The organism is Aestuariispira ectoiniformans, from assembly GCF_025136295.1.
Lineage (GTDB): Bacteria > Pseudomonadota > Alphaproteobacteria > UBA8366 > Aestuariispiraceae > Aestuariispira_A > Aestuariispira_A ectoiniformans.
The window spans coordinates 3,114,516-3,138,605 of record NZ_CP062788.1; the positions used below are offsets into that span (position 1 = coordinate 3,114,516).

Sequence of the window (24,090 nt, forward strand, 5' to 3'; positions counted from 1 at the left end):
TTACTTGCCTTTTTTCTTCAAAAACTTAGAGAAAATCCCCTTCTTTGTGTCTTCCTCAGAGCCACAAATATGTTTGGCCGCAAGCTCCACAGCCTTTTTCATTTTTCCGTTCCCCGCAGACAGAATTGTCTTGCCTTCTTCCAGGCAGCGGCAGAACTGATCAGGGTCATAGGGAATTTGACCGGCAACAGGATGCCCCAGATTCTTTTCAAAGGTTTGCAGCGGCAGTTCGCCGGTCTTGCTGAACCCAACGCGGTTGAGGATAACCTTCACCTCGCCCGTCGCGCCCCACTCCTTCAATGCAGCCTTGATGCGCAATGCATCCCGCAAACCGGCAAGCGTCAGGTCCGATACCAGAGTAATAACGTCCGCCCCACTCAACAGAGACTGGGATGCGGGGACCAGGCTGCGAGGCAGGTCCACAACCACCTCCTCAACGGCGTCGCCCAACAGATCCAGCGCCTTGAAGATACCAACCTCGTCCAGGCTCATCGGTCGGCTCAACCCTTCTTCAGAGCACAACAGCGACAGTTTTTCACTGACCTGAGTAAGGGAGCGCGCAAGGAACAGCTCGTCCATCCGGTCCGGGGTTTCCAGCGCATCACGCATGCCGTGGCCCGGTTCAAGGTCAAGCTGTAGCGCCGACGTGCCGAAAAACGGGTCCAGATCCATCAACACGCATTTTTCGCCCTGTTCCTCGGCGAAATACCAGGCCAGATTCATGGCAACGGTACTGGCGCCGACCCCCCCCCGGGTGCCGACAACGACATGAAGTTTCGCCCGATCATTCTCGACCGGAACCGGACCAACAGGCTTGGTCAGTTTTTCCAAGGTCGCGATCAGCGTATCTGCCGCCAGCGGCTTGACGATATAATCCACGACGCCCAGGTCAATCAGATGACGGTAAAAGCCAACATCATTGACGCTGCCAAACGTGATAACCTTCGTTCCCGGATCGCAAACATCCGCGAGATCCCCCAAGGCTTCTTCCGGATTGTCGGAACCGTCCAGGTCAATCACCAGAATTTTCGGCGTGTCGATATCCTTCAGGACAGTGATCGCCTGCGGAATACCACCGGAAAAAATACGGTCGACAGAGTAGTTCGTCGCTGTCGCAACTTTTTCCAGAACCGACGCGGACTCGCTGTCTGCCGCGAAAGCCATAAATGGTTCGCCGGATGCGATGTCTTCGGATTTCTTTTTCAATGCCATAGCCATTATTACCCTCCGGAGCCTCCGGCGCTCTGTGCAGACGTCGTCAGGTCCTCCTTCAGGAGTGGTTCGGTCACACGCTTGTGATAGCGTTCAACTGCAGACGCGGCCCGATCGCCATCCCAGGATTCTGCGCTTTTCCCACGCATCAGGTCTTCCGGATCCGCAACCATAAGACCCAGATTGGTAACGTTGGAACAACCGAAATTGGGCGAGGCCAGATTTTCAAAGCGCCGCTCGTATTTCGACGACCAATTCGGGCAATCCGGCAGTTTGACGACAACCTTGCGAACGGCAACGGTGACGCTGGCGTCATTGCCCTGCCCTGCGGCATCCATCTCCTTAACCGGGCGCAGCACCGCCTGATAGCCCTGATCCGCCAGGAGGGCCCGGAGAATATCCGCCTGCGTTTGGCGAATGGGTCCTTCGGTAAAACGGACTTCCAGCACATCGCTCTGATCGGCGCCGGTCCGGCCCAGGAATTCCTGTACCTTGTCCATCTCGGAGGATGCCGGGCGATTGTCGGTTGCATCAAACTGCACCGCATGGCTGTAATAAACTGGCTGCACCTGAAGTTCAGGCACTTCCGGGCGCATGGGCACCGGATCCTGATAGGCCCAGCAGCCGGTCATGGAGACAAAAGCCAGCGGCATCAGGAACATCAATGCGCGGCGACCGGATATGTTCTTACGATATTCCATCCGACATCTCCTCATTCAAACTGGAAGCCGACCGGGCCAATCAGACGATTGCCGCGACTGTCCACCGTTGCCCCTTTCGGCGCAGGTTTCTTCGGCTGGCGGTTAAGGGATGAACCCAAGACCCGTTCGCTGTCCGTCGGCGGATAATAGCCTTCCGTGGGGTCCATCAGTTTCGCCTGGGCAACGGGACGCACCACATAGGGCGTCACAACAATGACCAGTTCGCTTTCGTCACGCCTGAAGTTATCCGACGAGAACAAGGCCCCCAGGATCGGGATATCGGCCAACCCCGGCAGGCGCGAGACGTCGTGTGTGACGTCGTTGCTGATCAGACCGGCAATTGCGAAGCTTTCGCCCGATCCCACTTCAACCGTGGTTTCCGCCCGACGTGTTGTCAGCGACGGAATCTGGAAAGTGTTCAGCGTCACCGCATTGGTATTGGACAACTGGCTGACCTCCGGACGGACATGCAGGTTAATACGGCCGCCATCCAGGATTGTCGGCGTGAAGGCCAGCGACACACCGAACTGCTTGAAGACAATCGTCACACGCCCATCGGATCCCGGCACCAGGATCGGGAATTCCCCACCCGCCAGGAAGCTGGCCGTTTCACCGGACATCGCCGTCAAATTCGGTTCCGCCAGGATTTTGATCAAGCCCTCGTCGTCCAACGCATCCAATGTCACATTGACATTCCGGCCCCCGATCCCGGTCAGGCCCACTGTCTGCGCCGTCACCGATGCCGCGAAGGGGTTCACCGTTGCAAAAGTGAATCCCGTCGTGCCCAGCACGCCGCTACCCGTCCAGTTAAAGCCCAATTGCTTCTGAATGGTTCGGGACATTTCGGCCACCCGGACCCGCAGATTGACCTGACTGGGCGTGGCGACCTTCATCTGATTGACAACAAGGTCCGCTTTACCCGCCGTGGTCGCCGCGAGCTTGCTGATCCCCTCTGCCTGACTGGGACTTACAACGGTCCCTCTCAGGACAACATTTTCCCCTAATGCCGTCGCGGCAACGTCCACGCCCGGATACAGTGTATCAATTTTCTGCTGCAGCTTCGGCAGATCGGGAATGACCTGAATATCAAGCGATGCCAGCACGCGGTCTCTTCCATCCACGGCAAACAACGTCGTTGTGCCCGGCTTGCGCGCCATCAGGTAAACAAGGGTTGGCGACTTGACCTGAACGTCGGCCACTTCCGGATCAGCCACGAAAACCGTATCTGCGCGACCGGGAAGCCGGATCAGCCGGCCATGGCTTGCTTCCACCGAAATCTTCGTCCCTGCCCCCGAGATGATCTCAACGGCCTGCGCCGGATAAATCACCGCGAATGCAATCATCAGGATCGTTACCTGCATTGCCAGCTTACAGCCACGCATCCCCAGTCTCCCTCGATTTATTTTGTGCCCAGACCGCCGCTGCCGCCGGGCGAACCGCGCAATACAGTCACCGTATGCGCTTTTTGCGTTGGTGTTGCTTTACGACGGCCTCCGGAATTAAGAGATAGGTCGTGGCCGTTCACCGAAAAGACCTCCAGATCAATTGTATAATTGCGGTCTTTCTTGTCGGTTTTGCCTTTCATGAAGGCATCAAAGGCATTGTCAGAAGCATCTGCCAGGTTTGTATTTTGTTCCGGCAGGCCGCGCAGGCTCAGTGAAAGACTGCCCATGCTCAGCGACAATGCGATGCGTTCAGCCTGTTTTGGCAGGACTTCCAAAGTCGCCGTTTTGGCAACCACCACTTCGCCTTCTTCATTGGTGACATTCTGGTCAATCGCCAGAACGCGGATATCCTGATCCAGCGTCAGGCTGGCATAACGGGTTGTATCCTTGCCGTCCAAATCCTTGCCTTTAAGGCGAAGCGCAAGGATTAGATCAACATGATCGCCCGGAAAGACAAAGCCCGCAATCCCCTTGGTTGCGTCGATCGGCACGGTCATCGCACGATGTCCCGGCTCAAGAACCGCCGCCAGGAACCCCTTATCACCCGGGAATACGAACTGACTGCGCATGACCGGCTGTCCGGCCTGGATCGTCTGACGGGCAACGGCACCGGCGAAGGAGGCACGGCCTTCCTCGTCGCTTTCGCCTTTCGCCAGATCGTCAGGGGTCATCGCAACGTAATTGTCCAGGACACCATCTTCCGGCCAGGCCGTCCACTCAAGGTCTTCCGGCTTGATAAACTTGCCGATGCTGACGGCCTTGGATGCAACCAGCACCATACGCTCAGCCGGTTTGACGGCCTCGACGACCGCTTCTTTCTGGACTGCTTCTGCCGCATTGCGTTCTGCAACGATCAGGTTGCGCGCATAAAAAGCGGTACCACCGGCCATCATGACCGCGACGAGAATGAGAAGGACGGATCGGATCGACATAGCGTATCCTCCTTACCTTATAATAACACGGGTTCGGCCAGGCGCCATGCGACGACAAAACCGCCTGCCGCAATCGCCAAGCCATAGGGCAGCACCGACCCCTGAAGGACCTTGCTACCGGAATGGAAACCGATTTTTTCCAGGGCCAGGGCAAAACCAAATCGTGCCGCCCCCAACATCAACAGGGCGAGCACACCGCCAACGAGGCCGGTGAAAACCAGAAAATCGAAAATATAGGTGGGACCTGCCCATACCGAGACTACCGTGAGCAGCTTGATGTCGCCTCCCCCCACTTTTCCGAAGGCGAACAGGACAAAGCCCGCCACCAGAACAATGGCGCCAACAATCAAGCCTGCAGTCCAGTTAACGGACCCGCCGGAAGCCAGAACAAATGGCAAATAAAGAGAAAGAATAGCCAGCGAAACCTTGTTGGGGATCGTGTAGCTTTTAACGTCGCTACAGGCAGCCCAGAGAAGAAGGCCGGCAAAGGCGGCTACTGAAAGCGCCTGAACATACTCGAAAGAAGACATTGCTGGGTCCTCGGAAAAAACATGAAACAAGCTGGCCTTCTCAAATGTGGCGAATGGCAGGTCGGGAAATAGAAAGCCGGAAGCTTTGGAAGGCTCCCGGCTAGTCTCTTACTCAGTGACTTAAAGTGGCGATGTCACTTTCGTTTCCCCTGCCGAGAAGGGCAGTTGTCAGCTTAGATCGTGGTACCACCACTCACAGCGCCGCTCAGGATCGTACCAACATATTCGAACATGGACTTCAGCGAGCCGCCCATGGTGGTCAGTGCGGCAATACCGGCAACGGATACCAGTGCGGCAATCAGGCCATATTCAATAGCGGTTGCACCGGACTCATCTTTAACGAACTTCTTGAAAGTGTTGATCATAGTAACTCCCTCCTTCGGGTTGGGTCTTCGAAACTCGATATTGAGATAATAGCGAAAATTACTTAATAGGTCGAAATATTAATAAACATATTACTTATATACTTTTTGCAGACTTTTTACTGAGACTTTACATTCATTTTTCCATAAAATTTTATCTTGTTTTAACGAGCAGATATTACTGTCGCCTCCATCGTAAGAACCGGACGCCAAAAATAGAGAACCGGAAGCTTTATGAAGCTTCCGGCTAGTCTCTTGGTCCGTGATGTAATGTGGCGACATCACTTTCGTTTCTTCTGCCGATAGGGGCAGTTGTCAGCTTAGATCGTGGTACCACCGCTCACAGCGCCGCTCAGGATCGTGCCGACATATTCGAACATGGATTTCAGCGAGCCGCCCATGGTGGTCAGTGCAGCGATACCGGCAACGGATACCAGTGCGGCAATCAGGCCATATTCAATAGCAGTTGCACCGGACTCATCTTTAACGAACTTTTTGAAAGTGTTGATCATAGTAACTCCCTCCTTCGGGCAGACCGATTAAAACTAGGCCGTAAACTCATAAACAGGATTCCCCTTTCGATCTTGATGTGATTCATGTCTCTTGTTGCCGAACGAGGGAGTTTTCATGAGCCGCCGCCGATACGAACTGACGGATTTCGAATGGTCGATTATCGCACCTTTGCTGCCGAACAAGCCGCGCGGGGTACCACGTGTCGATGATCGGCGGGTGCTGAACGGCATTCTGTGGCGGTTCCGGGCAGGCACGCCTTGGGCGGAGATACCGGAGCGTTACGGCCCCCATACAACCTGCTACAATCGCTTCGTCCGCTGGCGCAAGGCCGGGGTATGGGATCGGCTTTTGGAGGCAATCTCAGCGGCTTACGACAGCGACATCGTCATGATCGACAGTAGTTGCGTCCGCGTCCATCAGCATGGTGCGACCGGTAAAAAGGGGGATCTGACGATGGCTGCATGGGCCGTTCCCGGGGTGGACTGACGACCAAGATCCATGCCCTTGTCGACGCTGAAGGTCGGCCGGTGAAACTGGCCCTCACGCCGGGGCAAGCTCATGACGGCCGATCAGCGGAGGGCCTGCTCAAAGACTTGAAGGAGGGGGCCATCCTGCTGGCCGACCGGGCCTATGACAGTGACGCCATCCGCGCCCTTGCCGACGCGCGCAAGGCCTGGGCCAATATTCCGCCAAAACGGAACCGCAAAAAGACCTTCGCCTTCTCAAGCTGGGTCTATCGCCAGCGCAACCTCGTCGAGCGCTTCTTCAACAAGCTCAAGCAGTTCCGGGGCATCGCCACGCGATACGACCGTAACCCAGAGAATTTCCTGGCTGCCGTCAAGCTCGCTTCATGCCGCATCTGGATCAGAAGTTATGAGTCTGCGGCCTAGGCCGTAAACTCATAAACAGGATTCCCCTTTCGATCTTGATGTGATTCATGTCTCTTGTTGCCGAACGAGGGAGTTTTCATGAGCCGCCGCCGATACGAACTGACGGATTTCGAATGGTCGATTATCGCACCTTTGCTGCCGAACAAGCCGCGCGGGGTACCACGTGTCGATGATCGGCGGGTGCTGAACGGCATTCTGTGGCGGTTCCGGGCAGGCACGCCTTGGGCGGAGATACCGGAGCGTTACGGCCCCCATACAACCTGCTACAATCGCTTCGTCCGCTGGCGCAAGGCCGGGGTATGGGATCGGCTTTTGGAGGCAATCTCAGCGGCTTACGACAGCGACATCGTCATGATCGACAGTAGTTGCGTCCGCGTCCATCAGCATGGTGCGACCGGTAAAAAGGGGGATCTGACGATGGCTGCATGGGCCGTTCCCGGGGTGGACTGACGACCAAGATCCATGCCCTTGTCGACGCTGAAGGTCGGCCGGTGAAACTGGCCCTCACGCCGGGGCAAGCTCATGACGGCCGATCAGCGGAGGGCCTGCTCAAAGACTTGAAGGAGGGGGCCATCCTGCTGGCCGACCGGGCCTATGACAGTGACGCCATCCGCGCCCTTGCCGACGCGCGCAAGGCCTGGGCCAATATTCCGCCAAAACGGAACCGCAAAAAGACCTTCGCCTTCTCAAGCTGGGTCTATCGCCAGCGCAACCTCGTCGAGCGCTTCTTCAACAAGCTCAAGCAGTTCCGGGGCATCGCCACGCGATACGACCGTAACCCAGAGAATTTCCTGGCTGCCGTCAAGCTCGCTTCATGCCGCATCTGGATCAGAAGTTATGAGTCTGCGGCCCAATAACAGGATAGTCACAAAAAACACTTACGCGGTCAAAATATTAATAAGCACATTACTTACCCATACTTTACGTGTCTTTTTATATAAAATTTTATGTATGTTTTTTACTATTTTCCCAGCAAATGATCCGCTTATTAATATTTTGGAGGCAGCAGTATACTTCCCCTATGATCCCTTTAATACGCGACACTCGCGTCCGGAATTATTCGTGCCTTTCCAAATGAGAGGCCAAGTAAAAAAGGGAATTGTGCCGTGACGAAATATTCGATCATCAAGCGGCTATTTAGTATTCGCCGCCTTAGGGAATTCACAAAAAACCAGCACGGGGGCACCCTGGCAATCGTCGCCTTCTCGGCGATCCCGTTGGTGGCCCTGACGGGTATCAGTGTGGATACCTCCCGCGGATACATGGTCAAATCGCGCCTGTCAGCCGCGCTCGACGCCGCTGCGCTGGCGGGGGGGCGTGCCTTCAACTCACCAAACCGCGACGACGACATACGTACCTATTTCAAAGCCAACTTCCCGGATGGTTACATGGGAACCACCGTGGAAGGACCCAATATTGTCGTCGACGAAGTCAACGAGCGCATTGCCCTCGATGCCACCGCAAAGTTCGACACATCCTTCATGCGGATCGTTGGCTTCAATGACATGACCATCAAATCCGATGCAGAGGTTGAGCGCGCCAAGCGGCCCCTCGATGTCATCCTGGCGCTGGACGTCTCCGGCTCCATGGGGCAAAGCGGTGGCGACGGAAACTCCCGTATTTCAGCCGCCCGCGGGGCCGCAAAAATCCTGACTATGTCGCTTTTCGGCAAGAAGGAAACCAGCGACTATATCCGTATTGGTCTGGTTCCCTGGAATGCGAAGACCAACATCACCTACAACGGTGTTGCCTATGACGAGGCCCAGACCACGGAAGTTCCGGTCCCCGCCTTCACCAACCCCTATACCGGTGAAACGCAGGACGTGATCTACAAGGTCAACAATTCACCAGTACCGCTGCTGAGCAAACCGGATTCCTATTTCTGGGGTGGTTGTGTCTACAGCCGTTTCCTGGACGATGGCGATGACAGCAATGATGCGGACGTCGCCTATGGTCCGGGGACCTATGGCACCACTTTGTGGCCTGCCTGGCAGCCGGTCGGCAAGGAAGGCGAACCGCAGCTCGGCCTTTGGAATGTCTGCACCTCCTCGCAGGATGGTCAGGAATGCACCAAATGCTCCGAACACGGCATCACGCCTCTGCAGAATTCAAAGAGCGCTGTTCTGGATGCGATCAACTCCCTGCAAAACCCGGAAGGCACGACAAACGTTGCATCCGGTCTGGGGTGGGCGTGGCGCGCCCTCATGCCGGAGGCCCCCTTCACCGAAGCCGCAAGCGGCCCGGATATCGAACGGACCCGTGCCATTGTTCTGCTGACGGACGGTGAAAACTTCGGCGGCTGGGGTGATGCCTATCAGGGTCAATTCGGCCATGGTGACTCGGCCCGTCCGGCCCTGAATGAACGCCTGCGCAAACTGGCCCGTAATGTCAAAGACGATGGTGTTGTGATCTATTCGATCCAGTTTTTCTACAACAGCACCGATCAGGCACAGCTAATGCAGGATATCGCCAGTGGTCCGAACGCCCCCTATTACCACTATGCGCCAAACGCAACGGACCTGAAGGTAATCTTCGAGGACGTGGCAGAGCATATTGCCTCCCTGCGCCTGACAAAATAACCCCTACCCTTAAGCACTCTCCCTTTTTAAGCCGCCCTTCGGGGCGGTTTTTTTATGCGGCGAGCTTTTTCATATCGCGCCTTACGATGACATGATGGGCCGGGGCGACAGGCACCATATAGAGACGGCCAAAGAAATTGTGGGTAACGACGGAGGTCGTCTCGCCGACCAGGGTCCCACCCTCCGCGACAGGATCGGCAGTCAGCGACAGCATCACATCCAGATGCCGGTCGCGAACGGTTAACACCAGACGTCTGTCGGAAATATCCTCAACCAGGAAGAAATCCAGTTTCTCACCGACTTTCGGGGGAGCGTCTGCCGACTTGTTCCGAAAACCGCCGATTTGCTCAACACCGAAAGGTTTGCATAGCGCATCACGCAGCCAAACCGCCGAACGCATCAGCCAGGATGAATTTTCTGTCATCCGGCAATAGGCCTGATAGGCATTCAATTCACGCTTTGCCAGTGCGCTTTCCTGATGGAGGTAATCCAAACTCTCTCGATCTCGAACAAGACGAGGCTGCGTTCGTTTGATTTCATCGACCAACCTGATGATCCTTTCCCTGAACAGAGAGCTAGTGTCCTCTTCCTAACAGACGAATCCTTCATAAAAAAGACCGGCTGCTCCATTTGGAACAACCGGCCCAGTACAAGTTGCCTATGGGAACCTATCCCCGCATGCGGTCGGCCTGCGGGTCGAACAACGGTTCATTGATCAGGGTCGCATCGCACATATCGCCCAGAATTTCGATCTGTACGGCCTGCCCATCTTCCACCAGCTCTATCGGCAGGAAACCGAGGGCAACCGACTTTTGCGCGAAATGGGCGTAACCGCCGGAGGTCACGAAACCAACCACCTGGCCGTCATGCCAGATCGGTTCGTCACCCCAGACATCCGCGCCTTTATCATCCACAACAAAGGTGCAAAGCCTGCGTGACGGGCCACTTTCCTTCTCGGCAATTGCGGCCTCCTTACCAATGAAGTCCACCGGCTTGTTATAGGCCATAAAACGGTCCATGCCGGTTTCCATCGGCATGTAGTCCGGTCGGAATTCCCGGTTCCAGGAACCAAAGCCTTTTTCCAGACGCAGGCTCATCATTGCACGCATGCCAAACGGACGCAGGCCCAGGTCCCTGCCGGCCTCTTCCAGGATGTAATAGAGCGCGATCTGCTCTTCCGTCGGAACGTAGATTTCATATCCAAGGTCTCCAGTGTAGGAAACCCGCTGTACCAGCGCATGGCAGGTGCCAATATCCATTTCCTTGATGTCCAGGAATTTGAAGACTTCCGCAGACACGTCCTCAAAGGCCACACGGGCAAGCAGGTCCCGCGCGCGGGGTCCGGCAATCTGGAAACCGATGCGCCGGGTGGAGATATTTTCCACCGTTACGCTGCCATCTTCCGGCAGGTGCCTTTCAAACCAGCGCATATGAATGGCCTGCATACCGAAGGATGCCGTTACCATAAACTCGGTTTCCGAAAGGCAGGACACGGTGAAATCACCCAATAGTTTGCCTTTCGGACTCAACATCGGATTCAGGGCCAGACGGCCGGGTTTCGGGATACGCCCCGCCATGATCCGGTCCAGCCAGGCCCGTGCGCCCTCGCCTTTCACCAGATATTTGCCAAAATTGTGGACTTCGTTGATCCCCACCGCCTCACGAACAGCGCGGCATTCCTGGCCTACGGCCTCAAAGGCATTGCTTCGGCGGAAGCTGGGGGTTTCCTCCAGCGGGTCGCCCTCCAGCGCAAAGTAATTAACTGCCTCCATACCAAAGGCCGCACCGAAGACCGCACGCTGCTCCTTCCAGATGCCATAGGCGGGCGTTGTCTGATGCGGGCGCGCCACTGGCAGTTCCTCGTTGGGATAGGAGACGGAGAAACGGCGCTGATAGTTTTCCTTCACCTTGGCGCGGGTGTAACCGGGCGTGATCCAGTCCCCGAAGCGGGAAACATCCATGGCAAAGACATCACGCGAGGGTTCCCCCTCGATCATCCATTCGGCCAAGGTCAGACCAACCCCACCGCCCTGGCTGAAGCCCGCCATAACAGCGCAGGCCGACCAGTAGTTCTTGAGGCCGGGCACAGGGCCGACCAGCGGGTTACCGTCGGGAGCGAAGGTGAACGGACCGTTGATAACCGTCTTGATCCCCGCACGCGCCAATACCGGGAAACGGTCAAAAGCAAAGGCCAGAGAATCCCCGATCCGGTCCAGATTGTTATTCAGCAGTTCATGACCGAAATCCATGGGCGTGCCGCGTTCGGCCCAGGGATCGCATTGCTGCTCATAAAAGCCGATACAGATGCCTTTGCCTTCCTGACGCAGATAACTTTCGCCCTCCGGGTCCATCACGTGAGGTAACTCCCGACCCAACTCATAAACCTCAGGCGTGGATTCTGTGATCAGATACTGGTGCTCCATGGGATGCAGCGGCAGATAGACACCGGCCATCGCCCCCAGTTCACGCGCCCAGAGACCGCCCGCATTGACCACATGTTCCGCAATCACCGTTCCCTGTTCGGTAACCACTTCCCAGGAACCGTCGGGCTGCTGGTTCGTCTCCAGGACCGGGTTACGGAGAATGATCTCGGCCCCGGCCATTTTGGCCGCCTTGGCATAGGCATGGGTTGTACCCGACGGATCAAGGTGACCGTCCAGCGGATCATAAAGCGCGCCCAAAATGCCGTCAGTATTGGTGATCGGGGAAAGTTTCTTAATCTCGTCCGGGCCGATAATTTCGGTATCGAGGCCCATATAACGATGTTTGGCCCGTTCCGCCTTCAGGAAATCCATGCGTTCCGGCGTGCCCGCCAGGGTGACACCGCCTACATGGTGCAGCCCGCAAGACAGCCCGGTTATCTCCTCCAACTCCTTATAAAGGCGGATGGTATAACCTTGGAGGGCGGCCATATTGGTGTCGGCGTTCAATGTGTGGAAGCCGCCCGCCGCATGCCAGGTCGACCCGGATGTCAGTTCCGACCTTTCGATCAGCATGACATCGGTCCATCCCAGCTTGGTGAGATGATACAAAACGCTGCATCCAACAACGCCACCGCCGATCACCGCAACCCGGACATGTGATTTCATTTTCAGTTAACTCCCAGACTTAAGCTCTTGATATTGTTAAAAATCGGTCGGCACGCCGCCTTCTGCCTTACGACGGGTGACAAAGTCATCCAGCTCTTCCCGGATTCCGGGGTCCAAGGGCGGCGCCTCATATTGGTCCAGCGCTTTCTTATAGAGTTCGTTGGCACGTTGGGTGGCGTCCCGGCCCCCGTCCAGTTCCCATGTTTCGAAATTGCGCCAATCGGAAATCAACGGTTCGTAGAAGGCATCCTTGTAGCGTTCCTGGGTATGGGCCGTGCCAAAGTAATGACCGCCCGGCCCGACATCACGCACCGCATCAAGTGCCAGCGTCGCGTCATTGACCTCGATCGGCTTCATGTATTCGGCCATCTGCTGCAGCAGATCAATATCGATCATGAATTTCTCAAAGCTGGCGGTCAGGCCCCCTTCCATCCATCCGGCACCATGTTTCAGGATATTGGCTCCGCCCATCAATGCGCCCCAAAGCGACATCACGCTTTCATAGGCCGCCTGCGCATCCACCGCATTGGAGGCGTTTGTGTTGGATGACCGGTAAGGCAAATTGTAACGTCGCGCCAACTGCCCGCCGATCTGTGCCGCACGGACATATTCCGGCGTACCGAAAGCAGGCGAACCCGTCTTCATATCCACATTGGAGGTAAATCCACCGTAAACCGCGGGCGATCCCGGCCGGACAATCTGTGTGAAGGCAATCCCGGCCAGCGCCTCGGCATTTTGCTGTGCCAGCGCACCGGCAATTGTCACCGGCGCCATTGCCCCGGAAAGCGTGAAGGGCGTCAGGATCACCACCTGATTTCGGCTGCTCATCTCAATAATGCCCTGCATCATCGGGTTATCGAGGCGCAACGGTGAACTGGAGTTGATCACCGTGATCAGGCTCGGCTCTTCGCTCAACTGCTCTTCGCTGATCCCGCGGGCGATCCGGACGATTTCCAACGCATCCAGGTTCCGCTCCTTACCCAGGGAATAGGCATGGAAAACCTTGTCCCCCATCGTCGCGAAATCATAGAGGCAATCCAGATGGCGGGTTGCGGGCGGCAGGTCTACCGGCTCCACCGAGTAACCGCCATGCAGATGAATGATGTTGAAGAACTGCGCCAGCTTGATGAATTTTCGGAAATCTTCCTGATTGCCGCGGCGGCGGCCCTTATCCAGATCCGAACAGTTCGGCGCACTGGCGACCGGGCAAAAGGCCATGATATTGCCGCCAATCTTCAGATTCCGTTCGGGATTACGCGAATGCAATGTGAATCCACTCGGGGCCTTGGCAACCAGCTCCTCAATCATCCCGCGGTCGAAACGGACACGTTCACTGCCCGGCTTCACATCGGCACCTGCCGCCCTGTAGCGTTCCACCGCTTCCGGCAGCAGGACTTCAATCCCGACCTCTTCCAGGATCGTCATGGAGGCATCGTGTATCTTTTCGATGGCCTCCTCGTCGACAATTTCAATCGGACGGTAGGGGTTCACCAGATTGTTGTTCCACGGAAGCTGGTGGATGCTGTGATCGACAGCCTTGGCGGCGTGACCACCCCCGCGCCTGCGACGCCCCCGGCGTTCTGCGTGTTCCGTCATATTCCACCTCCCGATAAGTCGACGGGCTCTCGCCCGCGTGGTTATTTCTCCCTTTCCCTCTGGCTTACGCCTGTTTCTTGGAGGCAGCCCTCCCCAATTTCGACTATGAATGTGTCGTTTTCGACATCACGGCGCAAAAACGCAGTCTATCACGTGACCAGCCAATCGGTCTCAAACGGATAGCTTGATAAAACACGGATACCGGTTTCGGTGATCAGAACCTGTTCTTCCAGTTTGACCCCCTCACCCCCATCGCGATGCCCGATATAGCTTTCCACGCAAAGGGTCATGCCCGGCAGGATCACGCCATCATAACCGCCCTTTTCATAGTCTTCCGGATAAGCGATTTTCGGATATTCGTCGCAAAGGCCGACACCATGGGCGACAACACTGTAGCGGTTACCGATAAAGGCGTCGGAGAGCTGAAAGCTCTTTTCCGCAAACTCCCGGAACCCCATGCCGGGTTTGAGGATTTCCATATTGTATTGGATCTGTTCGTAGGCCAGTTGGTATCGCGCCTTCTGTTCGGCACTCGGCTGCCCGTCGCCACATAGAAATGCCCGGGAGATATCCGCGCAATAACCGAACGGCCCGATCAGGTCGGTGTCATAACTGACCAGCTCCCCTGCCTGGATCGGCCGGTGGGAGGCCTCCTGGAACCAGGGGTTGGTGCGCGCACCGCTGCTCAGCAACCGTGTCTCGATCCACTCTCCGCCCCGGGCAATGTTCTCCTGATGCATCAGGGACCAAAGCTCGATCTCCGTCATGCCGGGGCGCACCGCCTTGTGCATGCGGTCCATGGCCGCCTCACAGGTATCAACCGCCGCCTGCATGCATTTCAGTTCTTCTTCGGATTTAATTGACCTGGCGATTTCCAAAGGTTCCTGGCCATCCAGAACCGTAAGCCCCTGGATTTGCAGTTCCGCAACAGCTTCGTGATGCAGGCGGTCGATGCCGATCCGGCGGCTTCCACCACCATGGGCATGTATCAGGTCCGCCGTTTCCCGGGCAAAGGCCTTGCATTGTTCCGATAACCGCTCCCCCGCCTCGAAATAGAATAAGGGCTTGCCGGGGCGCACCTCATCCACGGTACCGACGCCATTGGAAATATGCTCGCAGCTATGGAAATCAAATAGCACCACCGGGCCATCGGCAGGAACAAAGGCGTATCGTGCGGGGTTATGCAGCGTCCAGACCTGCATGTTGGACGTGTCGGTGGCATAACGGATATTCAGTGGGTCAAACAGCAAAACGGCGGCCATATCACGCCGCCGAAGTTCCTGTCGGACCCGTTCCAGCCGGTATTGCCGGACCGCGGTCATGTCGATACCGTGAGATGGAGGATAGCGGAAGTCTTCCGCAGAAACATAGCTGGTCATGACGCCTCCCTGATCCTGAAACGCCGTTGCAATCCGGGCCCCAGGTCTGCGCCTTTCTATGGCCCCTTATCCCTCGACCCTACGCCTCTATAATACCCTTCCTATGCTTGAAATCGACATGACTTATTCGCGGACCGACATTCGCGTCACTCAGGCGGCCCAGTCCAGGATGACCTTGCCGGACTGGCCGGAATTCATGGCAGCAAAGCCTTTTTCATAGTCATCAATCGGGAAGTGATGGGTCAGCACCGGCGAAAGGTCCAACCCGCTCTGCAGCATGGCGATCATCTTATACCAGGTCTCATACATTTCCCGGCCATAGATGCCTTTGATATGAAGCCCCTTGAAGATGACATCATCCCAGTTGATGGCACATTCCTTCGGCGGAATGCCCAACAGCGCCACGTTGCCACCGTTGTTCATCTGGTGCAGCAGGTCCCGCAGGGCCTGCGGGTTGCCGGACATTTCCATGCCCACGTCAAAGCCTTCCTCCATACCCAGTTCCTGCATGGCTTCCGGGGTGCTGCTTGTCGAGACATTCACCGCCTTGGTCGCCCCCATCCGGCGCGCCAGGTCCAGACGATATTCATTCACGTCCGTGATCACGATGTGCCGCGCACCGACAAATCGGGCAATGGCCACCGCCATCACACCAATCGGACCGGCCCCGGTAATCAGCACATCCTCGCCCACCAGATCAAAAGACAGCGCGGTATGGGCCGCATTGCCCAAGGGGTCCAGGATCGCCGCCTGATCATCGGTGATGTTATCGGGGATGTGATAGGCATTCGACGCCGGGATCACCAGATATTCCGCAAAGCTGCCGGGGCGGTTCACGCCGACACCCTTTGTATTGCGGCATAAATGCTGACGGCCCGCACGGCAATTGCGGCAATAGCCACAGGTGATGTGTCCTTCGCCGGAGACGCGCTCGCCGATCTTGAAGCCGGAAACAGCCTCGCCGACGGCTTCAATCGTGCCGACGAACTCATGGCCGACCACCATGGGCACGGGAATGGTACGCTGCGCCCAGTCATCCCAGTTATAAATATGGAGATCCGTGCCACAGATGGCTGATTTGCGGACCTTGACCAGAACATCATTGGGGCCGATTTCCGGTTTGGGAACATCCTGCTTCCAAAGGCCGACCGCGTCTTCCGCTTTCACCAAAGCTTTCATCGCCCGTCTCCTCAAATAACGTTCATTTCGCGCCCGACCTTTTCAAAGGCGGCCAGAGCGCGATTGACATGGTCTTCGGTCAGCGCCGCCGACATCTGGGTACGGATGCGCGCCTGCCCCATGGGCACGACCGGATAGGAGAAACCGATCACATAGACACCTTCCTGATAAAGGCGCGCCGCCATATCCTGCGCCAGTTTGGCATCGCCCAGCATCACCGGGATGATCGGGTGATCACCCGGAACAAGCGTAAAGCCGAGCTTCTCCATCCCGGCCCGGAAGGCCTTGCCATTGGCAGACAGCTGTTCGCGCCAGGCGGCCCCCTCGGCGGTATCCAGCATATCCAGCACCTTGATCGAGGTCGCCGCGATCACCGGAGCCAGCGTATTGGAGAAAAGATAGGGCCGTGAGCGTTGACGCAGCCAGGTCACGATTTCCTTCGATGCCGCAGTATAGCCGCCGCTCGCACCGCCCAGGGCCTTTCCGAGCGTACCGGTGATGATATGGACGCGGTCCTGCACACCCCAATATTCCGGCGTGCCGCGCCCGGTCGGACCGGTAAAGCCTACGGCGTGGCTGTCATCCACCATGACCAAGGCGTCATATTTCTCCGCCAGATCGCAGATCGCGGGCAAATTGGCGATAATGCCATCCATGGAAAAGACACCATCGGTCGCAATGATCCGGAAGCGTGCGTCCTGCGCCTGTTTCAGGCAATCCTCCAAGGCAGCCATATCGTTATTGGCATAGCGATAACGCTTGGCCTTACAAAGTCTCACACCGTCAATGATGCTGGCATGGTTGAGCGCATCGGAGATGATTGCATCTTCCTCGCCCAGCAGGGTTTCAAACAGTCCCGCATTGGCATCAAAGCAGGAGGAATAGAGGATCGTGTCTTCCGTGCCCAGAAACTTGCTGATCCGGGCCTCCAGGTCTTTATGAATATCCTGCGTACCACAGATGAAACGCACCGACGACAGACCAAACCCGTATTTCTCCAGCGCTTGCTTGCCCGCCTCGATCAGGGCCGGATGACCGGACAGCCCCAGATAGTTATTGGCGCAAAGGTTGATCTCGTCGCTGGGCTGACCCGGCTCTTTCGCCTCCACATGGATTTCCGCCCCCTGCCGGGACGTAATAACCCGCTCGTCCTTGAACAGCCCCTGTTCCTTCAGGGTCTCGGCTTCACGATGCAGATGCGCCAGCAGCCCGGTACTCATAACAGATCCTCCCAATCAAAAAGTTCATTATATTGAACATTTGTTTCTTATCCTGTGTCAATGAAATTTTTGACAAATAAATTATAGAAGTCCGTCCTTGCTTGTGACGTCACATTCTGGTGACAACAGACAGGCCAGCCGATAAACTGCAGACACAATTCCAAACGACGATTTCCCGTGAAAAGGACGACAATGCCGGAAACACTGAATCTGTTTCTCATCGACCTCACCTATGTAAAGCCGGTTGAGGAGATTGATCCGTTGCTTGACGCGCATTACGCCTTTCTCGACCGGCAATATGCCGACGGCATTTTCCTGGCATCGGGACCGAAGGTCCCGCGGACGGGCGGTGCCATCATCGCCCGTGGCACGGATCGCGCGGCCCTGGAGGAAATTCTGACGCAAGACCCCTTCTTCCAGGCCAAGGTCGCAGAGTACACGGTTACAGAATTCATTCCAAAACGACATGCCGTCTCTCTGCAGGAAGCGCTGACAGCAACCGATTGATCAACACACTCTCCTGCAGGTAATCCCGGCAAAATCAATATGCCACAATCAGCCGGTCCAGGGCTCGAAGCCGGATTCTGTCCAGTTCTCCGCTTGCTGTCATTTCCTGCAGCACCGCATCCAACTTGGGCACCAGATCCTTATTCCTGAGGGTCAGATAATGATAAAGCGGCACCGTATGCAACGGCTGCCCTACTCTATGGATACCGGCATTGGGGAAATCGACCGCGGCCGAGACCAGCCCCGGCGCTTCGGCCACAACCACCACATCCACATAATCTCGTATAAGATATCGGAATAACTCGGGGATCGTTTTTCCAAATTGCCGCTTCATGCCCTCCGTCGCCTCTTTGGCGTAGCGGACCCCATAGCGCACGCCGACCCGGTATGATTTCAGGTCATCCCAGGACCGGATATCATCGCTTATGTCCAATGTCGTAAAGGCAACAGCAGTAAAATATGTAATCGGCGTGGAAACCGGCGTCAGGTTTGGATATTTTTTCTCTGTCCCGGCGATCCGGGCAATGTCACCGTCGGTCCGTTCCCTGTTGGCCTCCGTCAAGGCGCGTTTCCCCGGAACCCAACGGAATGTGACAGAGACACCGATACGACCATAGGCAACGACCAGAACATCCGCAGCGGTCTTGTGGATCAGATCATTCTCAATCCCGGAAAGGACCAATGATCTGCCACTTTCTGCAATGGCCGAAACACTTCCGCCCACCAGCAAGGCCAGCATCCATGCGACAACCATAAGCACCCGGTATCTTGACCATATCATGAGCAGCAACTCGATAATCGTCACCTTCCCTGAGGATCAGCATAGCATAAACCACACCGCCTCCTTTAACGGAGTTTCATGGAGGGCAGTCTTGCAAGTCACCTGTTTCAATAAGACAACGCGATCTCGTTCAGGGCCCGCTGTTTGATTTTTTCAATCTCACCACTGGCCGTCATCTCCTGCAGGGCGGCATCCAGCCTGGCGACGAGCTTTCTGTTGCGACGGTTCACAAAGTGATAAAGGGGCTGATTGGCGAGCAATCCACCTACCGGATGAATCCCCGCCTTGGGAAAATCCCGCGTGATTGTCAGATAGGCGACATTGTCAGTCAGGACGACAACATCGACATAATTGTTGATCAGAAGATGCATTAACTGCTGCGGCGAGTTGGCCTCTTTTCGCTGCATGTTTTCCGTCGCGATATCCGAATAGCGAATACCCCGGATAATACCGATACGGTATGGCTTCAAATCGGACCAGTCGTTGATTTTCGCATCAACATTCGTGCTATAGGCATGCGCCTTGAAGACCATAACCGGTGTTGGAACCGGTACGAGATTTGGCCAGACCTTTTCCGTTCCCTCAATGCGCCCCACATCCCCGTCGGAACGGCCTGAATTGGCTTCATTCAAGGCTCTTTTCGCCGGCACCCAGCGAATTTCCATGGGAATTCCCGCCCGTTCGTAGGCCGCAGCCACCACGGCGCCGACAATTTCATGGGTGACATTATCCATAATACCGGACAGCACGACTTTCTTCTGGGAGTCCTGCGCCTTCGCACTGCCGTGCATCGCACCGGCAAAAATCAAAAACCCAACCAGAAGGTATCGACAGGCCAGCATTCGATCGCTCTTCCCCACCTCGGAAACAGGACAGAAAACCCAGAAGTAGAAATCTTAACACAGTTTCTACCGATATACAGCCCTGCGATCGAAAACCGTAGCCAACGTCAGGAACATCATAGAAATTTCATCGGGGATTGCGCCCCGGGACTACGTCTGCCTTTGGCCGCCATACTGGCCGGGCAGTGCCACAACCAGCAGCGCCCGCGCAGATGCGCCGGAAGCATTGGCAATGCGATGCGGCTGACCAACGTCATAGCGAAGGGTTTCACCCGCCTCCACCGTAAAGACGCGGTCTGCGACATGGACCTGCAATGTGCCGTCCAGAACGGTCAGATGCTCCCAGGTGCCTTCGGCATGGGCATCGGAATCCAGCTCCCCCCCCGGTTCGTAGAGCAACTCATACCATTCCATATTCAATGCGCTGCGCGCCGGGTTGAGAATGCGCAGCAGACATTTTCCATCCTGGCTTCGGATTTCCGGTGTGGAATAGCCCTTCATATGCTCAACCACGTCGGAATTGACCGCCTCGGAGGCTCCGCTGATCAGGTCGCTGATTTCCACCCCCAAAGCCGACGACAGGTTCCAGAGCACGGCAAAGGTGGGGTTCACCTTGCCCCGTTCAATCTGGGACAGCATGGATTTTGAAACGCCGCTGCGTTCCGCCAGTTGCTCCAGCGTCAGACGCCGCCCCTTGCGGGACTGTTTCAGGGCTTCTCCCAATTCAGGAACCGGTGGCTGCATATAAATACCCTATAAATTCGATATATTGAACTTTCGGAAAGCAGGATAGCCAATCCCTCGAAGCATCGCAATCGACTGGAATTTTGATATTTGCGACAAGGGAAAAAGAATACGCGACACATCTGTCGAAATCGCGATTATTTGCTTCGTTTTCGGTGAATTTCTTTTGACGAAAATCGGGATTTGTAGGCCAATATTCCAAGGCAACCGCCCCGTGGGTACATTTGGTTGCCGGGATTTGCCCCATTCAAAATACCGAACAACAGAAACAGAAATGGTTTGGGTGCAGGTTTAGGGAGCTGGGTCAGTGCGACAGGACGTTATTTCAAAATCGGATATGTCCGTATCAAATTCTGCGGAAACCAGAAGGATCGGCTATCTCCTCATTCCCCGTTTTTCCATGCTGTCTTTGGCATCCGTTGTGGAAACCCTGCGCGAGGTCAACCGTCAGGCGGAAAGGACGCTTTATGAGCTGTCCCTGATCTCGGAGGACGGTGAGGCCGTTCCCGCCAGTTGCGGCATGCCGATCCAGGTTGAAAAGGGCATTCACGACAAGGCGGATTATGACATGGTCATGGTCCTGGCCGGGTTTAATCCCCATCACGCCTCCAACGCGGTCTATTCCTGGCTGCGCCGTCTCAGCCGCCACGGCACGGCCATTGCGGGGATCAGCACCGGCGCACATGTTCTTGCCACCGCCGGGTTGCTCGACGGCTACCGCGCCACCATCCACTGGGAAAACGCCACCTCCGCCCTGGAGGAATTTCCCGACGTGGAATGGACCGGCAACCTGATCGAGATCGACCGGGACCGCTATACCTGTTCCGGCGGGGCGGCGACACTGGACCTGATGCTCAACATCATCAACCGGCATTACGACGCCAATCTAACCTCCAAGGTCGCCAACCAGTTCCAGCATGAGCGCGTGCGCTCCCCGCTCGACGAACAGAAGACATTGGAACAACAGCGCCTGCGCGTGAAAAGCGAGAAGCTGCACCACGTCATCAACATCATGGAACATAATATCGAGGAGACGATCCCGCTGGATGAACTCGCCTCCTCCGTCGGCCTGTCCCGGCGTCAGCTGGAACGCCTGTTCCGGCTTTACCTGGGCTGTTCACCCGGCAAATATTATCGCGATGTGCGGCTGAACAAGGCGCGTTCCCTGCTGATCCAGACGAACAAGCCGATCATCGAGGTAGCTATGGCGACAGGCTTTGTCTCCATCTCCCATTTCACCCAGATTTATCGCGGAAAATTCGGTCTCACCCCAAGAGAAGCGCGGTATAGCGCCCTATAAGGGCCGCTGGCGGTTGCATCCCCCCTCCTTTCTTCATACTTGACAAAAGAACAAAAAAAGAACAAAAATCTTCACTAGAGGAGAACAAAACAAGATCATGTCGAGTAAACTGGAAATTGCACGCCACGCCTTGCGCCAGGCCGAACGGCAATGGGCCGTCCATGCCAATCTGGTGGAAACCGCCGGGTTGGCATTGGATATCCCGGTGCTGGACCAGTGTTTTCCGCAGGGGCTTGCCTGTCCCGCATTGCATGAAGTGCATGGGGTAACTGCCGACGGCGCCGCGACCGGCTTTGCCCGTCATCTGGCGCAACAGGCCGGTGCACGTTTTCAAAAGCCGGTCTTCTGGCTGCACAGCCCGTCCGTTCTGGACAGTGGCGGTCTTTATCCCCCGGCCCTGCAGGCGGGTTTCAGCCACGGTCTTTATTTCATCGACAGCCCTCATCCCCGCGACAGCTTCTGGGCGTTGGAGGAAATCCTGCGGTCCGGTCAGGCAGCCGCCGTGGTGGCGGAGGCCCCTCTTCCCGACCTGACCGCAAGCCGACGCCTGCAACTTGCCGCGGAGGACGGCAACGGCATGGCCTTCCTGCTCTGCCCTGAAACAGATCGTGACAGCCTGCCATCAACCGCGGCACGCAGCCGCTGGCAGGTTACCGGCAATGAGGACGGATGGCAGGTTTCCCTGCTGCGTGGGCAAGGCATGCGCCCCGGCCATTGGAGCATCGAACGAAATGACACAGAGGTTCCTTTATATCTGGCTGCCACGGCTGGCAACGGACCGGTATATCCGCAAGCCGCCGCCGCATGAGACAGCCGAACGGCTCAGAACACAGCCCTTTGCCGTCACCCGCACCGACGCCAACACAGTGCGCCTGGTCGGCGTCAACAAAGTCGCTCTCAGGCAAAATCTGCTGCCGGGCATGTTGCTGGCCGACGCACGAGCCATTCAACCAGCCCTCATCACCCTGTCCGCGCGCCGGGATGAGGATTTCCAGACCCTTCACAGTCTGTCGCGCTGGGCGGACCGCTATGCCCCTTGGGTCGCGGTGGAAACGCGGCCTGCGGATCTGCCCGATATCGGTGACGGCGGCTTGTGGCTAAACATCACCGGCTGTGCCCATCTCTTTGGCGGTGAACAAGCCATGTTGAAACAGATCATAGCCGATAGCGCGCAATTCGGTTTCGACTGCCGCCTGGGCCTGGCTGATACCACAGGGGCCGCCTGGGCCATCGCCCGCTATGACGAAACCGGTGACCTCCTGGAAGCAGGACAGACCCGCACCGGCCTGGAGCCCCTGCCGCTGGAGGCACTGCGCCTGAACGCGAACAATGTGCAATTGCTCAACCGCCTTGGCCTGCATCGGGTGGGTGACCTTTATCCCCTGCCACGAGCCAACCTGACGGCACGTGCCGGAGGGCAGGTCCTGCGCCGCCTGGATCAGGCCCTGGGCCGCCTGCCGGAACATCTGGCCTATAACCAGCCACCACAGCATCATTGCCGCCGCCAACCCTGGCCGGAACCGCTGGGCGACGGTGCAATCCTGCGGGAAACCACCCGCCCCCTGCTGGAACAGCTCTGCACCGAATTGAAGGAACAGGACAAGGGTATCCGGCAACTGGTGCTGCGCTATCGCCGGGTCGACAATTCCGTCGCCCTGCTGACCGTCAGCACCAGCACGCCGACCGTCAGTCCCGATCACTTACAAAGGCTGCTGGACGAACGGCTGCCGGAAATCGACCCCGGTTTCGGGGTTGATGAAACCCTGGCCTGGGCCCGCCGGATAGACCCCCTCGCCACCCGGCAGACAGATATGGAAACGGCAGAGAGTGCGGGAGATCAGGTCGCCCTGGGCGCCCTGGTTGACCGCCTGTCCCATCGCATGGGGCCAAACCGCATCCACCGCCCTGGCTTCAAGGAAAGCCACCGGCCGGAACGGCTGTACCGGCCGCAAGCCCCCTTCGGTAAGGCCCAGGACAGCCCCTGGCCGACCCTCCCGCCACGCCCTTTGCGCCTGTTTGACCGGCCAGAACCGGTCACGGTGGAAACTTCTCCGGGCCAAACCCTGCCGAAACAATTCATCTGGCGACGGGTTTGCCTGCAGGCTCAGGAAGTAACCGGCCCTGAGCGGATCGGGCCGGAATGGTGGCGGCAATTGGGGGACAAACCGCTTGCCGGAACGCGGGACTATTTCCGGGTCCGCGACCAGAAAGGCCGCCGCCTGTGGCTTTGCCGGGAACGCGCAAAGGCTGGTGAGAACTGGTTCATCCACGGCATATTCGGGTGACGCC

Annotated in this window: 23 protein-coding genes; 7 read left to right on the forward strand and 16 right to left on the reverse strand. The window is 56.8% G+C overall.

Going from position 1 to position 24,090, the window contains the following annotated elements; all coding sequences use genetic code 11:
• From IF205_RS14605 to IF205_RS14635, 7 genes are all read right to left on the reverse strand, one after another.
• Nucleotides 1-1,218 (reverse strand): CpaE/TadZ family protein, encoded by a 1,218-nt coding sequence (locus IF205_RS14605; RefSeq protein WP_259780089.1) that lies wholly within the window; start codon nucleotides 1,216-1,218, stop codon nucleotides 1-3.
• Nucleotides 1,219-1,220: 2 nt separating this feature from the next.
• Nucleotides 1,221-1,913, reverse strand: coding sequence for a CpaD family pilus assembly lipoprotein (locus IF205_RS14610; RefSeq protein ID WP_259780090.1), 693 nt, complete (start codon nucleotides 1,911-1,913; stop codon nucleotides 1,221-1,223).
• Nucleotides 1,914-1,924: 11 nt separating this feature from the next.
• Entirely contained in the window at nucleotides 1,925-3,295 is a 1,371-nt protein-coding gene (locus tag IF205_RS14615; protein ID WP_259780091.1) for a type II and III secretion system protein family protein, read from the reverse strand.
• A 17-nt stretch (nucleotides 3,296-3,312) separates the two neighbouring features.
• Nucleotides 3,313-4,290 carry a Flp pilus assembly protein CpaB gene (gene cpaB / locus IF205_RS14620; protein WP_259780092.1) on the reverse strand — a complete coding sequence of 326 codons (978 nt, stop codon included), beginning with the start codon at nucleotides 4,288-4,290 and terminating at the stop codon, nucleotides 3,313-3,315.
• A 17-nt stretch (nucleotides 4,291-4,307) separates the two neighbouring features.
• Nucleotides 4,308-4,850 (reverse strand): A24 family peptidase, encoded by a 543-nt coding sequence (locus tag IF205_RS14625; protein WP_259780093.1) that lies wholly within the window; start codon nucleotides 4,848-4,850, stop codon nucleotides 4,308-4,310.
• 143 nt (nucleotides 4,851-4,993) lie between these two features.
• Entirely contained in the window at nucleotides 4,994-5,185 is a 192-nt protein-coding gene (locus IF205_RS14630) for a Flp family type IVb pilin (protein WP_259780094.1), read from the reverse strand.
• Nucleotides 5,186-5,502: 317 nt separating this feature from the next.
• Complete coding sequence (locus tag IF205_RS14635; protein WP_259780094.1) at nucleotides 5,503-5,694, reverse strand: Flp family type IVb pilin; 192 nt, start codon at nucleotides 5,692-5,694, stop codon at nucleotides 5,503-5,505.
• Nucleotides 5,695-5,809: 115 nt separating this feature from the next.
• On the opposite strand from IF205_RS14635, the gene IF205_RS14640 reads away from it, so the two are divergent.
• The 3 genes from IF205_RS14640 to IF205_RS14650 all read left to right on the forward strand — a co-directional run bounded on the left by IF205_RS14640 (nucleotide 5,810) and on the right by IF205_RS14650 (nucleotide 9,164).
• Nucleotides 5,810-6,585 (forward strand): IS5 family transposase gene (locus IF205_RS14640; protein WP_259779310.1). Its coding sequence is split into 2 segments (ribosomal slippage): nucleotides 5,810-6,142 and nucleotides 6,145-6,585, totalling 774 coding nucleotides; the frame shifts between segments, so codons are not numbered across the junction.
• Between the two features lie 78 nt (nucleotides 6,586-6,663).
• A protein-coding gene (locus IF205_RS14645; protein ID WP_259780095.1) for an IS5 family transposase occupies nucleotides 6,664-7,442 on the forward strand; the annotation gives its coding sequence in 2 pieces (ribosomal slippage) (nucleotides 6,664-6,996 and nucleotides 6,999-7,442; 777 coding nt in all).
• Between the two features lie 249 nt (nucleotides 7,443-7,691).
• The gene (locus IF205_RS14650; RefSeq protein ID WP_259780096.1) at nucleotides 7,692-9,164 is read left to right on the forward strand and encodes a vWA domain-containing protein; all 1,473 of its coding nucleotides are present in this window, start codon (nucleotides 7,692-7,694) and stop codon (nucleotides 9,162-9,164) included.
• Nucleotides 9,165-9,216: 52 nt separating this feature from the next.
• Here IF205_RS14650 and IF205_RS14655 read toward each other — a convergent pair whose 3' ends face one another.
• The 6 genes from IF205_RS14655 to IF205_RS14680 form a co-directional block, all read right to left on the reverse strand.
• Nucleotides 9,217-9,657 carry a DUF2867 domain-containing protein gene (locus IF205_RS14655; RefSeq protein WP_259780097.1) on the reverse strand — a complete coding sequence of 147 codons (441 nt, stop codon included), beginning with the start codon at nucleotides 9,655-9,657 and terminating at the stop codon, nucleotides 9,217-9,219.
• 175 nt (nucleotides 9,658-9,832) lie between these two features.
• Complete coding sequence (locus tag IF205_RS14660) at nucleotides 9,833-12,253, reverse strand: GcvT family protein (RefSeq protein ID WP_259780098.1); 2,421 nt, start codon at nucleotides 12,251-12,253, stop codon at nucleotides 9,833-9,835.
• Between the two features lie 36 nt (nucleotides 12,254-12,289).
• Nucleotides 12,290-13,849 (reverse strand): trimethylamine methyltransferase family protein, encoded by a 1,560-nt coding sequence (locus IF205_RS14665; RefSeq protein WP_259780099.1) that lies wholly within the window; start codon nucleotides 13,847-13,849, stop codon nucleotides 12,290-12,292.
• A gap of 149 nt (nucleotides 13,850-13,998) precedes the next feature.
• Complete coding sequence (locus IF205_RS14670; protein WP_259780100.1) at nucleotides 13,999-15,228, reverse strand: M24 family metallopeptidase; 1,230 nt, start codon at nucleotides 15,226-15,228, stop codon at nucleotides 13,999-14,001.
• Between the two features lie 150 nt (nucleotides 15,229-15,378).
• Entirely contained in the window at nucleotides 15,379-16,407 is a 1,029-nt protein-coding gene (gene tdh, locus IF205_RS14675) for an L-threonine 3-dehydrogenase (protein ID WP_259780101.1), read from the reverse strand.
• Nucleotides 16,408-16,418: 11 nt separating this feature from the next.
• Entirely contained in the window at nucleotides 16,419-17,627 is a 1,209-nt protein-coding gene (locus IF205_RS14680) for a glycine C-acetyltransferase (protein ID WP_259780102.1), read from the reverse strand.
• 192 nt (nucleotides 17,628-17,819) lie between these two features.
• Between IF205_RS14680 and IF205_RS14685 the strand changes: the two genes are divergently transcribed.
• The gene (locus IF205_RS14685; RefSeq protein ID WP_259780103.1) at nucleotides 17,820-18,134 is read left to right on the forward strand and encodes a YciI family protein; all 315 of its coding nucleotides are present in this window, start codon (nucleotides 17,820-17,822) and stop codon (nucleotides 18,132-18,134) included.
• A gap of 34 nt (nucleotides 18,135-18,168) precedes the next feature.
• Here IF205_RS14685 and IF205_RS14690 read toward each other — a convergent pair whose 3' ends face one another.
• The 3 genes from IF205_RS14690 to IF205_RS14700 all read right to left on the reverse strand — a co-directional run bounded on the left by IF205_RS14690 (nucleotide 18,169) and on the right by IF205_RS14700 (nucleotide 20,501).
• Complete coding sequence (locus IF205_RS14690; protein WP_259780104.1) at nucleotides 18,169-18,888, reverse strand: substrate-binding periplasmic protein; 720 nt, start codon at nucleotides 18,886-18,888, stop codon at nucleotides 18,169-18,171.
• Nucleotides 18,889-19,022: 134 nt separating this feature from the next.
• Nucleotides 19,023-19,757: a substrate-binding periplasmic protein gene (locus IF205_RS14695; RefSeq protein ID WP_259780105.1), complete on the reverse strand. Its 735-nt coding sequence runs from the start codon at nucleotides 19,755-19,757 to the stop codon at nucleotides 19,023-19,025.
• A gap of 150 nt (nucleotides 19,758-19,907) precedes the next feature.
• Complete coding sequence (locus tag IF205_RS14700; protein WP_259780106.1) at nucleotides 19,908-20,501, reverse strand: helix-turn-helix domain-containing protein; 594 nt, start codon at nucleotides 20,499-20,501, stop codon at nucleotides 19,908-19,910.
• A 307-nt stretch (nucleotides 20,502-20,808) separates the two neighbouring features.
• On the opposite strand from IF205_RS14700, the gene IF205_RS14705 reads away from it, so the two are divergent.
• The 3 genes from IF205_RS14705 to IF205_RS14715 all read left to right on the forward strand — a co-directional run bounded on the left by IF205_RS14705 (nucleotide 20,809) and on the right by IF205_RS14715 (nucleotide 24,086).
• Nucleotides 20,809-21,801: a GlxA family transcriptional regulator gene (locus tag IF205_RS14705; RefSeq protein WP_259780107.1), complete on the forward strand. Its 993-nt coding sequence runs from the start codon at nucleotides 20,809-20,811 to the stop codon at nucleotides 21,799-21,801.
• Between the two features lie 97 nt (nucleotides 21,802-21,898).
• Nucleotides 21,899-22,609 carry an ImuA family protein gene (locus IF205_RS14710; protein WP_259780108.1) on the forward strand — a complete coding sequence of 237 codons (711 nt, stop codon included), beginning with the start codon at nucleotides 21,899-21,901 and terminating at the stop codon, nucleotides 22,607-22,609.
• A complete protein-coding gene (locus IF205_RS14715; protein WP_259780109.1) occupies nucleotides 22,533-24,086 on the forward strand; it encodes a DUF6504 family protein in 1,554 nt (517 codons plus the stop codon). The genes IF205_RS14710 and IF205_RS14715 overlap by 77 nt, the downstream gene beginning before the upstream one ends.
• Nucleotides 24,087-24,090 lie beyond the last annotated feature (4 nt).